Raw genomic sequence first — 15,324 nt, 5'->3', positions numbered from 1 at the left:
TAATTTTATTTACTTGTCACTACAGTCCCTCAAAAAACGAATATCCTTCTATACTCAGCATACTAACCTGGTTTCATATTTGCTTAAGCTTGTTGGCTTAGGTTCACTTGAAATATCACAAAGCAATGGCTGGGAGACAATGGCATGGAAGGAACAAAGCACGATGACGTACTGATTGGCACCGCAGACGATGATGCCGTCAACAGCCGTTCAGGCAACGATTATATTGAAACCAAAGCCGGTAATGATTTTATCGCTGCGGGCGAAGGCAGTGATGAGGTACTTGCTGGTGAAGGTAATGACACCATATTAGGGGATGTCGAATACGCTCCAGCGGATGAAAATACTCCGGTCAATACTGACGACAGTTGGGGTAACAGTCAGACCGTTTATGAGTTTTCTGCCGAGCAAGAGGGCGAGCAATCATCACACTCGGTCAAATTAAGCCAATACGCCGTCAACCAGCATGTCGCGACAACATCACAGGCTGGCGGTTTTGACAATTATGACAATGTTACCGTCAATTTAACCGACGAACACGGCACCGTCATCGCAAGCCAAATCGTCGCTGTGAGTGAAAACGGGACGATTAATGTCGATATCGATATTCCTACTGATTCGCTTAACGATGAAGGTGATGTCACCTTTAGTTTCCATGATGCCAATGGAGAGACCATTTCAGAGATCTCCTCCCTTGATGTGGAAGTTCGTAATATTTTTGATGATCACATTGATGGCGGTACTGGTGATGACATTATTAAGGGACAACAAGGCGACGACACTTTGATTGGCGGCGCAGGCCATGATGTCTTAGATGGCGATATCAATAATGACACGCTGTATGGTGGCACCGGTGATGATGTTCTGATGGGTGGCCGCGGTGATGACACTCTATATGGCGGAGAGGATAACGATACCTTATTAGGCGCCGATGACGATGACACTCTCGATGGTGGCGCAGGTGATGACCTTCTCATGGGTGAGCTGGGAAATGATCACATCACCGGTGGCCTGGGTAACGATATATTAATAGGAGATGATGGCGAAGACACACTACTGGGCGGTGATGGTAACGACCAACTTTTCGGTGGTAAAGACAACGATTATCTATCCGGTGATGATGGAAACGATGAAATTCATGGCGAAGAAGGTGACGACCTAATTCTTGGCGGGTTGGGTAACGATTTCGTTTTAGGTGGCGCAGGTCAAGACACCATCTCAGGCGGTGAGGGAGAAGATCTGCTCCTTGGCGGCGATGGCGATGATCACGTTTCTGGTGATGAAGGGCACGACACCTTGGTGGGTGAGCTCGGTAACGACACCCTTGAGGGTGGCGAAGGCAATGATACTTTATTTGGTGATGCAGGGGATGACACCCTTATTGGGGGCATCGGCGATGACCAACTCTTTGGCGGCGAAGGCCAAGATACCATCACTGGAGGTGAAGGTAACGATACGATTCATGCCAATGAAGGCGCCGATATTATCGATACCGGCGATGGTCACGATACGGTATACGCCGGTTCTGGTGACGATATCATTCAAACAGGCGATGGCGCCGACACTGTTTTTGGTGAAACTGGTAACAACCAAATTCTTTCAGGCGCTGGGGACGACACCATCTACACCGATACAGGTGATGACACTATTGATACTGGTGAAGGCCACGATCTTATTTATGCCGGTGCTGGTGATAATATCATCACCACAGGTAGCGGTGACGATACCCTTTATGCAGAGTCCGGGGACGATATTATCACCACCGGTGAAGGCCACGATACGGTCTACGCTGGCGATGGCGACAACCAAATTCAAACCGGTGATGACCACGATACTGTATACGCAGGCGAAGGCAATGACTCGGTAACACTAGGAACCGGACATGACAACGCTTACACCGGTTCAGGCGACGATACAATTGACGCAGGCGCAGGCAACGACAATGTCTTTGCCGGTGGGGGCGATGATCAGCTCATCGGCAATTCAGGCAATAATAAACTGTTTGGCGAAGCAGGAGACGACACGCTCGTCGCCGGACTCAATAGTAGTGAACTGTATGGTGGCAGTGGCGCAGACACATTAACTGGCTCAGACGAAGCTGACAAATTATTTGGTGGCGCAGATAACGACCGTATCGATGCCGGTGCTGGCGACGATATTCTTGAAGGCAATGCGGGCGATGACACCCTTTTCACAGGCGACGGTCAAGACGTGGCATTTGGTGGTGAAGGTGATGACCTCATCAGTGGAGGCCTAGGTAATGACACCCTCATTGGTGATGCTGGCGATGATATTCTCAGCGGAGAAGAAGGCGATGACGTGCTCGTTGGTGGCCTTGGGAATGATCGCCTTGATGGTGGCACAGGTGTCAGCGAAATGTACGGCGAAGATGGTAACGACATCTTAATAAGCCAAGATCAAAATGATTTACTTTCAGGTGGTGCGGGAGATGACCGAATTGAATCCGGCGCGGGAGATGACACTGTCTATGCCGGCTCAGGAAGTGACTTAATCGAAACGGATGAAGGTAACGATACGGTCTATGGTGAAGCGGGAACCAATACTATCAACACTGGAACAGGCGATGACACCGTGTATGGCGGCACTGGCATCGACACGATTCATCTTGGTGTTGGTAGTGACCAAACCTACGCTGGTGATGGTGATGATACCGTGTTTGCAGGCGAAGGTGATGATCACGTTGATGCTGGCGCTGACGATGATTACGTCCACGGTGGCAGCGGTAATGATGCACTCTTTGGCGGGGCTGGTAATGATGAGTTAGTTGGTGGTGAAGGCTATGACTTCCTCGCAGGTGGCGAAGGTAATGATTACCTCATCGATGATGGTCAAGATGTTCTATTAGGCGAACAAGGGGACGACACTCTGGTCGCCGCGGCGACAGGCAGCCATCAAATTTTTGGTGGTGAAGGTAACGATACGCTCATCGGTAGTGAGGTTGCAGACACTCTCTATGGCGGTGCCAACAACGATAACATCACGGGTGGCGGCGGTGATGACACCCTTTTTGCTGGAGACGGCGCGGACAATATTGATGCAGGTCTTGGAGATGATACCGTCTATGGTGAGGCTGGGAACAACCAAATCACGCTCGGTGAGGGCGATGACACCCTTTATGGTGGCGAGGGCGCCGACACGGTAACTGGCGGTTTAGGTCGTGACACATTGAGCGGCGCTGCGGGTAACGATAATTTGGCTGGCAATGAAGGTGATGATTTCATTGATGCTGGCGAAGGTTTTGATACGGTCTCCGGTGGTCTTGGCGATGATCTTATCTTTGGTGGCGGCGGTGATGACCAATTGGCCGGTGACGAAGGAGCCGATGAAATCTATTCCGGTGAGGGTAATGACACCCTATCTGGGGGTGACGGTGACGATAAATTAGTTGCTGACAGTGGCGACAATACCCTACTTGGTGGTGTAGGTAATGACATACTCTTAGGTGGTAGCGGCGCCGATATTCTCGACGGTGGCGCCGACGACGATTACATTGAAGACACCTCTGATAATACCACTGCTCTTGGTGGTACTGGCGCCGATACCATCAAACTGAGTGGCGATAATAACATCGTCAGTGGGGGTGAAGGTGACGACCAAATCACTCTTCAAGGTGCGGGTGTTAATCAAATCGCAGGCGATGAAGGCGATGACACCATCACATTAAACAGCGGAACTAATCAAGTCGATGGTGGAACCGGCAATGACACCATCAGCATCACCTCGGGTAACAATACTGTCTCTGGTGGTGAGGGTAACGATACTATCACTATCGGTAGTGGCAGCAATCAAGTCGATGGCGGCCTTGGTAACGATATTATTAATATTGCGTCGGGGGTCAATAACGTCACTGGCGGCGAAGGCAATGATGCTATCTCAACTGGATCCGGTACTGACACACTTTCAGGTGGCGCTGGCAACGACACGCTTTCCGCAGGCGCTGGCAATGACACACTCGATGGCGGTCTAAATAACGACAAGCTCTATGGTGACTCTGGTGACGACCTCCTAAAAGGTGGCGAGGGTAATGATTCACTTTGGGGGCAAAATGATAATGATGTGCTTCACGGTGAACTCGGTAATGACTACCTTTCTGGCGGTTCTGGTAATGATACCCTTTACGGCGGTGAAGGTAATGACACGCTAAAAGGCGACTCAGGCAATGATGTTCTATGGGGCGGTGACGGTAACGACTCAATGTCCGGCGGCGGTTCAAGCGATGAACTTTATGGTGAGGACGGCGACGACAAATTATATGGCAACGGAGGCGACGATATGCTCTACGGCGCGAGTGGTGACGATGTCATCACAGGTGGTTCTGGCAGTGATTACGTATCTGGTGGTGAGGGTAACGACACCATTAGCGGCAATAACGACGCAGATACCCTAGATGGTGGCGTTGGCAACGACACACTCTCAGGGGATGCTGGTGATGATATTCTATACGGACAAACCGGCGATGATGTCCTTGACGGCGGCAGTGGTATCGACAAACTCTTTGGTGGCGCTGGCAACGACCAACTCATATTTGATGCAACTGAAGTCGAAACAGGCTCGAACAATACGGTCCACTTCAGTGGGGGTTCAGACTTTGATGTATTACTGGTTAATCAAACCGGTCAAAGCCAAATGATTGATATGAGCAAAACGGCATTCCAGGAAATTGAAGGGGTTAAAATTAATACGAGTGATACAGAAATTTCACTGGCTCTGGATAAAATTGCCGCCAACAACACCGCAGGAGACACGTCTGGGCAGTTTGTTTGTACTGGCGCAAGCAGTATTGACCTTTCTGGTTGGGGTTGGGAGCTGACCGAAAGTCATATCGAAATGAGCGATACGCTACAAAATATTTATGAAGCGAGTGATATTAATACGGGTTCGCTGTATGGCTATCGTTTTGAAAACGATGCAGGGCAAGAAGTGGTAATTTGGAGCGATTTAGACTCAAATGCCATCCAATTCCCAGAATCTGGTGAAGCGTAACTAAAGCGCAAAATCTTCGCTATAAAACCGCTGCAGTGATGTCATGTTAAGCTGCACTGCAGCGGCTAGAAGTATTTGCCTATAGCCCTACCACTTAAGGGTGCAAGGGTTTTGGTCGCTTACCGCCGACCCGCATTTTCAAGTGGTTTAACGCAGCTCTCGGTTCAGTGATTGGCTCTCAAAGGGCAAGCTGCCTTGGCTCATCAGCTTTGTTGACGATTTTCGATTGAGAGCCACTCAATCTTCAAATCCTCGCCTCACTGACAAACCAAGTCATTCTCGCTGAACCATGCATCTTGAGGTTACTTGGGTATAGATCAAAGCACGTCACCTTGTTGCGACGTCATCATCATCAAAAACCCAGAAAACGCCCCGTTGTCTTTTTGCAACGAAGGATCGGCTTGACGCTTCATTTCAAGAAATTGACGTCGATACTCGGTATAAAATGAATAGGTCGGCGCGGGCTGGTAGACCAAAGGAGTCAACTCAAAGTAGCGAACAATATTTTTTACCGTTGTGGGTTTAACCAGCACTTCCTCTAAAGGCGAAAAATAAAATGGAATCACGGTAATGAGCGGCCATTTGGCCAATTTACCGGCCTGCAGCAAGCTCACCATGGTGCCAAACCCAAATTCTTGATCGCCATGCAGCATATCGTGTAACGCTAACGCATACGCCTCTCGTTCATGCAAAGTCATCGTCTTCACCCAATCACGTAAGCGCATTTTTTCAAATGTCGATACCAGTGAAGAGCGGCTGATGGTTTTTAGCATATTTTCCACCACAACCTGTGGGGTAGCAAAAGCATCAGAAGAGAAGAAAGATTGGGTTTGTTTGACTCGATTCGCAACCTGATGCTTTTTGCCTATCTCCACCAGTTCTGGATTGGCAAAACCACCCGGGTAGCGCGCTAGAAATGCCAACTCTGCGGCTTTTAAACGTTCTATATTCATACCCACCCTCATTAACTAAGAATCTCTTACACCCACCATTAACGCCAAGAAGCAGAACATACTCCTCGAGCAGATGATTACACGTTTCTTAAGTATAGGGTTATACCCTTTCCACCTAAAGTCGCAGAGTTGTTGGCTGGCTCTCAGCCCGGTGAGTAGGCTCTGAGTCCTGCATCTTGAGGTCACTTGGGTATATACTGAGCAGCTTAGTTTTCAATACACAGCTGACGGTTTTGCCTCACCAACTGAGCATCATTTGCGATCACAAAATAGTAGTAATCATCACTGAGCTTATTTTGTTTAATGTAGGTCGTCATATGGTTCAGCATACTCTTCGCTTCACCGTAGCGGTCAAGGTAATCGCGATCGCAGGTATTGAGCACATCTAAATCAACTTTAAGTGCGGTAAATTTGGTCATGATCTGATCGACGCGCTTTTGCATTTCAAGCTGCTCCGCCGTATCAGAAAACTCATCTTCGAGCTGCAAACGTTGTGTCGCTAATGTCTGTTCATTTTCCTGCGTTAACGTCGCTAATTGCTCCGCTATCTGCTGACGAAGTTGATTTTGTTCTCGCTCCATTTCAAGTTTTTGCGCCAACGCTTGCAGTTTATGAGTTTCGATATCCGCACGAGCACGAGTAAGCTGCGAAGAGAGTTTAGCAATCTGTTTCTTCTGCTGAGCAATAAGACTGACGTGTGACGCAATGGTTTTATTCAATGCTAGTTCATCGGCACTGGAAAGCTGCGCATGTTGCTCACTCTGCTCCTCAAGCAAGGTCATTTGTTCGTGTAGTAAAGAGACCTCAACCTGAGCCAATACCAGCTCATGAGAGGTTTGGTAGATTTGATGGCCTAAAACGGCGCTGATTAACAAAGTTACGACACATAAAGCTTGTAGAAAAAGCGTATTTTGGTTCATAAAGCCTCCCTGACTCGTGGCTTATCCTTAAGCAGTTGCTTGTAGCATTTTTGGCGGCAGTGCGGACAAAAATAAGCTTTAAAGTCCACTTTTATTCCACAGTGCGGGCAGTGCGCGCAGCGGCGGTCTGCACTGAGAAACATCAGCAGCAGTCCAATTGGCCCCAAAACATAACCCAACAACACGCCAGCCACGGTATTATTTTTGCGATACCCCACATAGGCTGAAAGCATTAGAAAGAAACCATAGAAACAGAGCCAAAATAACATTGGAGAGTCCATTACACCTCCCTCATAGCTTTCGCGATCCCGTTCGTTAACGGGCTAACCAAGTAATCCCAAAGTGTTCGCTCTTCGACCAAAATAAGCACCTCTGTCAACATGCCAGGGTAAAGTGCAACGCCTTGTTTCGACTGGATATGAGTGAGATCGTGCTTATCAAAACGAATCGTCACCAAATAGCCATGTTCAGCTTTAGCTGCGTCATTGGTTTGAATTCGGTCGGCCGATACGGAAATGACTTCCCCAAGCACCGGAGGAACTTGTCTGGCACTATAAGCGGTTAATCGCACACGCGCTTGTTGCCCCGCGCGAACAATATCAATATCTTGGGGAGAGACGAGCGCTTCGACGATCAGTTCATCACTGTTTGGCACAATTTCCATCAGCACTTGCCCGGGCTTAACGACGCCTCCCACACTGGAAATATTGAGCCCTACGACTCGACCTGCAAATTCACTGCGAATTTGGATGCGTGAACGAACGTCAAGCACATTCGTGATCACTTGATCAATATCGGTTAACTCACTATTGACCGCCTTTAATTGACTTAAATACTCTTGGTTGAGCTCAAGACGTTGTGATTGATAACTTTGCTCCAACGTTTCTAACTCTCGCTTCGCCACCTCAATGGTTGAAGCTATTTCCGCCAGCTCAGCACGAACGCGCGCTTCATGCCGACGCAATTCAAGCATTCGCGTTTTAGAAACATAACCATTTTTCACGAGACCTTGCGTCATATCGATTTCTTGCTGAATTAAATCTCGCTGTGAAATAATGGCCTTGTGCTGAAAACGATTGCCCTGCACTTTTTCTTGATAAAGTGCAGATTTCTGCTGATATAACGAGTCGATCAGTTCCGCTTTTAACTGTGCTTGCTCAAACTGAACCCGCTCATTATTTAAAATCGGCTGCACAATCAGAGTATCTTCACTGTCAAGTAATGCGTTGGGCCAAGTGATCTCAGAGTCACCATTAATTAACGCACGCAAACGCGCTTGATGCGCACTCAATGCATAATGGCGGAACAAATAGCGCTTATAATCAGACTCTGATTTGGCATCAGACAGCTCGACAAGGACTTGCCCAACGTCAACTTGATCACCATCTTTCACAAAGACTTCTTTAACCCAGCCACCTTGCAGATGCTGTATCTGCTTACGTTTGGTTTCCACCACAAGATTCCCTTGGGCGACCGATGCCGAGCTTAGTGGCATTGTCATCGACCAAAACAAAAATCCGCCGACCGTCAATAACATCACCAAAGTGCCCAATATCACCAACTTTCGAGTATCAAAATTTGCGTCCATTCAAGTTTTCCTAAGCGTGTACTTTTTGACGTGAGCGCGGAGTATCGCCTTCGGCATACAAACCTAAAAACTGCTCGCTCGTCCCGGCCTTTTCCACTTTCCCTTCGTGTAACTTAATCACCCAATCCATCTGGCGAAGAAACCCCGGCCGATGAGAAATCATAACCACACTAATCTGATGCTCTTTACAATATTGCAGTACTATCGCCAATGCCGTTTCCCCCTCAGGGTCGAGATTGGAATTTGGCTCATCCAAAACCAACACCTTAGGATTTGAATAAATGGCACGCGCCAAACCAATGCGCTGTTTTTGACCACCCGAGAGCAATACGCCGCCTTCACCGATATAAGTGTCATAGCCATTAGGCAACCCAACTATCAGTTCATGAACGCAGGCCAATTTCGCCGCTGCCACCACCGCCTCATCCACTTCAGCCGTATTACTTTGAGCAAATCTGGCAATATTTTGCTTTACGGTGCCAGCAAGAAGCCCGACATGCTGTGGTAAATAACCAATATATTGACCAAATTGCGCTTGATCCCAGTGCTCGACCGTGGCACCGTCAATCTTAATATCGCCATGGGAAGGGCGATGAATGCCCATAATCAAGCTGACTAATGTCGACTTCCCTGAACCTGAATTGCCCATAATCGCCAAAGCATTACCAGCCCCTAGCTTAAAGTTAATACCTTGAAGTGTCGGCACACGCGCGCCTGGGAATTGAAGAGTGACGTTGCGAAACTGAATATCACCCCGAGGCTTGGGTAATAATGTACGCAGGTCTTTTCCGTGCTGCTCAACTTCTGCCTCTAGCCGGCGCCATGCTTTATAAGCGCTATACCATGACTTCCACCCACTAACTGCACTTTCAAAAGGACTCAATACACGCCCAATTAAAATCGAGCTGGCAATCACCGCGCCTAAACCAATTTGCTGATTCAGTGCTAAATACACACCGCATGTTAAAACGGCCAATTGCAAAATCGTTCTTGCATAACGACTGATTGCCATAAGCAAACCTAACCGTGCATTCACTCGCCACTGCAGTTGTAGCACTTGTCTATTTTTGCTCTCCCACACCTCACCAATATCATGACTCATACCCATGGCTTTCAGCGTTGGGGCATTACGTAAATAGTCATTCAATTCAATATTCACTTGCCCGGTAGATTGCTGAGCTTCGGCACTCAACTTGCCACCACCTAGCATCATCACAAGCGTCAAAACAGAGAAAATCGCAACGCCTGTGAGCGCCACCAGTCCAATATACGGATGCAAAGCAAACAGTAGTAACAAAAATAGCGGTGTAAAAGGTAAGTCCAAAATGGATGAGGTTGACGGCGACACCAAAAAATTGCGCAGTTGATTAAGGTCTTTAACCGGCTGTTTATCAATTCGATTCTTTTGAGAAGACACCGCAATACTTTGTGACAGCAAGGCTCCACTTAATCGCGTATCCAGCTTCAAAGCCGAACGCTGCAACAGTAACGTACGAATGTACTCAAGTGCCGCTTGTGCCGACACCAAAAAGAGTGCAATACCCAATAGTGCAAATAGGGTTGCTAAGCTGGCACTGCTCATCACGCGATCGAGTAATTGCAAACTGTATATCGGCACCGTGAGAACTAATAAATTGATGCCAATACTAAAAAATACAGCTGCTGCGCACTCTTTTTTCACCGCCTCAAAAGGACTTGTGATTAGGGGAGTCATTTCTTCACAAACTCATAAAGTTGCATATTGTATTAGAAGTATAGACAAGCATTTTTCAACCTATATGGCTAAGCGAGCTCAATCAAAAAAATAGTGAAACCCATAACACTTCAACTGAAACAACAATCCAACAACAAATTATTGGAAATATCATCCAGTTACCTTAATATGTGTCATGTTGCTTATTGATATATAAGGATTGAGATTTGAGGGTGAATCGGTGGCGGCAAGGTTATCGTTTGGTACGCACGCTCTACGTTGGGGGCTTCCTCGGCGTTTTATCTTGCGCATTCACCACGCTAGCAAATGACGTAACCATCCCTGCCGATCCCAAAACAAAAAATGATGTGAGTTTTTATGGCAAGCGAGCGGTTGGCCCCAGTCACGATGCCACAAATCCTAAGCCAAGTTTTATTCGCAGAGTTATTGCGCCGAAAATCGGGCCAGAGACTGTCATTCAAATCTCGCTTGCCCCAATCGCAACGCCAATTGAGCATCTAAATAACCCAAACGGAGTTCAAAAACTAACACTTTCACAATTGCAACCTTTAGCGGATCAGCCTTACCCACAAACTATTTCTCTCAACATAAGTTATCCCCCTCCTGTCAATAAAGAATTAACGCACCATAAGCCAGAGCAACCGTTAAAAGCACCGACACCACTATCGCGCAATGACAAACTATTAGCCAAAAAAGCACAGCACTATTTTGAGCGTAACCGACGCGATTCCACAGCGTTATGGGATTCAGTGCAAGGCTATCCACATACCACGCTTTGGGATATTGGCAGTGGTATTGCTGGTACACTGGCGCTAGAGGCGTTGGCGATGAAAACCACGGAACAAACGCACTTTGAACTGCAAAAATTACTCATCACGCTGCAGGCACTGCCGATTTACAACCAAACCCTGCCAAACCGAGAGTACAACACCAAAACCGGCAAGCCTTCAGGAAAACTAAGCGACACAGACAGTAACGGTAATGGTTGGTCGGCTTTAGACATTGGCCGGCTGCTTATTTGGCTCAGAATTTTGCAAGAGATCCACCCTGAGTTTGCCCCAGACATCACAGCGCTATTGACGCTCTGGCAATTGGATCGAGCGATACACAAAGGCACGTTATATGGTATGAAACAAACCCACCGCGGGCAACACTACCGCCAAGAAGGACGTAATGGCTATCTTCAATATGCGGTTGAAGGCTTTCGTTTGTTTGGATTTGATGTCCCGCTGCCCAATCTAAATCGGCATCTAGAAATTAAGAACATTCAGGGCTATCCAATTCGCACAGACAGACGTAATGTGCCCTTTTTAACCAGCGATCCTTTTATTCTCGCAAGCCTTGAATACGGACTAGACCGAAAATGGAATCAAATCGAAACCATCTATCAGCTCCATCGAGATCATTCAGCTCAGTCACACCAATTATTCAGCTTTGCTGAAGATGCGATGGATAAAAACCCCTGGTTTGCTTACAACAATCTTTACTATTACGGCAAGCCGTGGACAAGTGTCAGCCCATCAGGAAAAATCATTGAAAATCCACAAGTTTTCAGCAACAAAGCCGCGTTTGGTTTCAGCGTTCTATTTGAAGATGATTTTAGTGATGAGTTGTATAACGAAGTATTAAAGCAGAGTCTTCTTTTCCGCAGTATTCCCACCGGCATCTATGCCGATGGCGGCAGTAATGGCGCGCTTAACATCAATACCAATTCCCTAATCTTAGTCGCACTGTGGTTTAAACAACGTGGCGGTGTACCGATTTGCCTTAACTGTCAGCCAATCCCCTTGCACTAATAGTGTTAGGATCGCATCTAGCACATAAATCATGCAAATACGTCGCCGACTTCTGTTAAAGCGTTAATGGGTGAACTAATATGTGTTTAGTTTAATATAAAGGTCTTGTGTTATGGATAATAGCGTTGGAAAAGCAGGATTTTCCGTTCGTCAAAAGCTCATTGCCTTGGTACTTATGCCCATTGCCATTTTGCTTGGGCTTGCGTTGTATGAAATTCGCGCCCTTGCCGAACAAACGCAAGAGCTCAAAAAAGCAACGGCCTATTCGAGCTATTTAACGCAGATTGCCAAGGCGTACTTACAATCTGCACCGCCAGAAAATATCACCAATAGCGTAGCTACGTTCCGCTCTGAGACAAATATCTTATTTAATCAAGACGCAGAGCAATCCTTGTCGCAATTGGCAACCTTGTTTGAAGCCAAAGAGGGAATGGCCGCAGCTCAACTTGATGAGCGAATTGAAGCCCAAGAGTGGCAAGCCGATGCTTACAATCAACTGTTATTAAATTTAGAAAAAACAACATTGTCACACGTACCTTTCGAGGTCACGCAGAACTTGCATGCGCTGACTCAAATTGAATGGTTGACCTTTTGGGCCAATGAAGAAGCACGTTATGTTCAAGAGCTGATGGCATCGCCCATCACAGAGTTGATGACACGCTTTGCTTATGCCGATCAAATTCAATCGCTTGCAGAGCGGCAGCAATGGCTCATTGAACGTTTTATTAGCCTAAATGCCAATGCCAACCAAGTTAATCTCATGTTTGACATTTTTGCTGATGACGCCTTCAGTGACAGTTATCAATTTCGCAGCCAATTACTCTCATCAAGACAAACCCTATCCGATGCGGCTATTGTGGAAGGAACGAAAGCGCTCAATGCGCGGTTGGCGCTTTTAAAAGGCGTAAACCAAATTATCGAACATGACTTGGTTCAAACTATCAATGCGGCCGTCGCCAGTGCGCAGCAGCGCATTGCTATGTTCTCAACCATGGTTATTGTTCTCGTTCTGCTCTTCACGTTACTGGCGATAAAATTAGCCAATCGCATGACGCGAAACTTGACGACAATTTTAAGTTTTCTACGCAGTGCTAAAACCACTCATCACTTTGAGGCTCTAACGGAGACAGGTGACGAACTTGGCCAATTTGCGCAAGAGGTTGAACGGTTGACCCTTGAACGCCAAGAAGCAAACGAACGTTTGAGTCAAGCGAAAGTGGTCGCTGAAGAAGCAAAAGATGCCGCTATCCAAGCAAGTAAAGCGAAAAGCAGTTTTCTTGCCAACATGTCACATGAAATTCGAACGCCACTCAATGGCGTTATTGGCATTTCCGAAATTCTTGCCGATACCGACCTTACGGCAACCCAGCGAGATTATGTTGATACGATTGATACCTCGTCACAACTGCTACTCAGCCTAATTAATGACATTCTAGATTTTTCCAAAATTGAATCAGGCATGCTGCTGATCAGCCCACACTCAACCAATCTGCGTGAATCGTTCTACGATATTGCGGCAATTATCGCCCCCAAAGCGCGTGAAAAAGGGGTTGAAGTTAGAATTAGCTTTGACGGTGCCATCCCCTATCGCACTATGATTGATGACCATCGTTTGCATCAAATCGTGATGAATTTTTCGTCCAATGCCGTCAAATTTACTGAGTCTGGCGCGGTTGAGCTGGCAATGAAAATAGAAGACCAAACAGTAGAAGCTGTGACCGTGACATTCTCTGTCAAAGACACCGGGATTGGTATCGATAAGCAGCAGCAAGCCAAGATTTTTGAGCCTTTCGCGCAAGAAGACAGTTCCACAACTCGACAATTTGGTGGAACCGGGCTTGGTTTGGCAATCAGTACTCAACTGGTTGAATTGATGGGAGGAAATATTCAGCTCAATTCGATCAAAGGCCAAGGAAGCACGTTTTATTTCACTCTTACATTGCCAATTGAGCAACAAGATTACCAAGTCACTGCGGGGCGGGAGCGTAACGCTTACCTAGTATGTGATAATGATGAACTTTCAGCTCGCCTCACCAACGAATTAGCGTTTTTTAACATTAACCTTGTCGCTACCGCACCAAACTTAGCCTTGCTCAATCAAGAGCGACTAAATCAACCTGATACTGTGCTGCTGTTTGCGGAAAGCCACGCTGATCACGCAATGCATCTAAAGCAACAATTGCAAACACTGACTGACAGCGGCGCCGGAATCTGTCTTGTTAAAGATTTTTCTAGCAAAAATAATGACCTTGGTACCTGCGTTTCCGCCCTAGTTACCGCACCTTTGCTTGGCTTGCGCATGCTTAAAGCAATTGATCATTGCCTCAATGAACAAAAGCATAAAGCTGAGGCTAAACAGATCACCGCTGAACCCAATTCACAGCGTATTTTGATTGTTGAAGACAATAAAATTAATCAAAAAATCGCTGCGCTCCACGTCAAAAAATTGGGGTTTGAATACGATATTGCCAATGATGGTGCAGAAGCAATAAAAATGCAGCTGACCGCAGGAGGCTACGCACTCATTTTAATGGATTGCATGATGCCAGTTATGGATGGGTTTGAAGCGACCAAGCGCATTCGCGCTTATGAAAAAGAACACAATACCGAGCGCCGAGTGCCAATTATCGCCCTTACTGCCAGTGTGATTGATGATGATGTGCAGCGCTGCTTTGATATGGGCATGGACGATTACGTTCCTAAACCATTCAAAGGTAAAGTGCTTAATGAAAAAATCACCAGTTTGCTTGAGTCTTCTGGCCCTATGACACAAACCTTTGCCGCAGCTCAATACCCGCATGCTGACAGTTCAACGAACACGAATGCGCGTTTATGTTCAGGCAGCGAGCACCTCAACGACGAAATAAGTACGGCGGGCAATCGCCCAACAGAAGCGAAGTCGCCTTCGCCGGCACCACAAGAGTTAACCGAAACACCTCGGCGCGTTTTGCTGGTTGAAGATAATCGCGTGAATCAGAAAGTCGCCAGCTTACATTTAGCGAAAGCGGGCTATCTGTTTGATATCGCTGACAACGGTAAAATTGCGGTGGATATGTATTTAGATAACCATGACTACGATGTGATTTTAATGGATTGCATGATGCCAATAAAAGATGGGTTTGAGGCAACAAAAGAGATCCGCCTCTATGAGCAATCAAAGGGGATTGCCAAAACACCGATTATCGCACTCACCGCGAGTGTCATTGATGATGACATTCAGCGCTGCTATGACTCTGGAATGGACGCCTATGTGCCCAAACCCGTTAATCGGGATGTCTTGCTACATCAAATGCAATCCATTGCTTGTTAAGCCAGCCGTTGTTGCGCTGGTACGATATGGAAAACCAAG

The 15,324-nt window shown here is 46.9% G+C and carries 8 protein-coding genes; 3 read left to right on the top strand and 5 right to left on the bottom strand.

Features of this window, described 5'->3' with window-relative positions; genetic code table 11:
• The first annotated feature begins 144 nt into the window (after positions 1 to 144).
• The gene (locus tag HGP28_RS19330) at positions 145 to 5,004 is read left to right on the top strand and encodes a beta strand repeat-containing protein (RefSeq protein ID WP_168835145.1); all 4,860 of its coding nucleotides are present in this window, start codon (positions 145 to 147) and stop codon (positions 5,002 to 5,004) included.
• Between the two features lie 317 nt (positions 5,005 to 5,321).
• Here the strand turns inward: HGP28_RS19330 and HGP28_RS03875 are convergent, their stop codons facing one another.
• The 5 genes from HGP28_RS03875 to HGP28_RS03855 form a co-directional block, all read right to left on the bottom strand.
• Complete coding sequence (locus HGP28_RS03875; protein WP_168835144.1) at positions 5,322 to 5,957, bottom strand: hypothetical protein; 636 nt, start codon at positions 5,955 to 5,957, stop codon at positions 5,322 to 5,324.
• 206 nt (positions 5,958 to 6,163) lie between these two features.
• Positions 6,164 to 6,877: a hypothetical protein gene (locus HGP28_RS03870; RefSeq protein ID WP_168835143.1), complete on the bottom strand. Its 714-nt coding sequence runs from the start codon at positions 6,875 to 6,877 to the stop codon at positions 6,164 to 6,166.
• Positions 6,874 to 7,158: a hypothetical protein gene (locus HGP28_RS03865; RefSeq protein WP_168835142.1), complete on the bottom strand. Its 285-nt coding sequence runs from the start codon at positions 7,156 to 7,158 to the stop codon at positions 6,874 to 6,876. The genes HGP28_RS03870 and HGP28_RS03865 overlap by 4 nt, the downstream gene beginning before the upstream one ends.
• Complete coding sequence (locus tag HGP28_RS03860; protein ID WP_168835141.1) at positions 7,158 to 8,465, bottom strand: HlyD family type I secretion periplasmic adaptor subunit; 1,308 nt, start codon at positions 8,463 to 8,465, stop codon at positions 7,158 to 7,160. The genes HGP28_RS03865 and HGP28_RS03860 overlap by 1 nt, the downstream gene beginning before the upstream one ends.
• A 10-nt stretch (positions 8,466 to 8,475) precedes the next feature.
• Complete coding sequence (locus HGP28_RS03855; RefSeq protein WP_168835140.1) at positions 8,476 to 10,179, bottom strand: type I secretion system permease/ATPase; 1,704 nt, start codon at positions 10,177 to 10,179, stop codon at positions 8,476 to 8,478.
• 212 nt (positions 10,180 to 10,391) lie between these two features.
• Here HGP28_RS03855 and HGP28_RS03850 point away from each other — a divergent pair, with 212 nt between their 5' ends.
• Both HGP28_RS03850 and HGP28_RS03845 read left to right on the top strand, forming a co-directional pair.
• Positions 10,392 to 11,975: a DUF3131 domain-containing protein gene (locus HGP28_RS03850; protein ID WP_168835139.1), complete on the top strand. Its 1,584-nt coding sequence runs from the start codon at positions 10,392 to 10,394 to the stop codon at positions 11,973 to 11,975.
• A 112-nt stretch (positions 11,976 to 12,087) separates the two neighbouring features.
• Positions 12,088 to 15,285: a response regulator gene (locus HGP28_RS03845; RefSeq protein WP_168835138.1), complete on the top strand. Its 3,198-nt coding sequence runs from the start codon at positions 12,088 to 12,090 to the stop codon at positions 15,283 to 15,285.
• Positions 15,286 to 15,324: the final 39 nt, after the last annotated feature.

Origin of the sequence: Vibrio agarilyticus, assembly GCF_012641465.1 — a bacterium.
Taxonomy (GTDB): Bacteria; Pseudomonadota; Gammaproteobacteria; order Enterobacterales; family Vibrionaceae; genus Vibrio; species Vibrio agarilyticus.
Note: the sequence above shows the minus strand (reverse complement) of the source record. Positions and strands in the feature narration are given on the sequence as shown.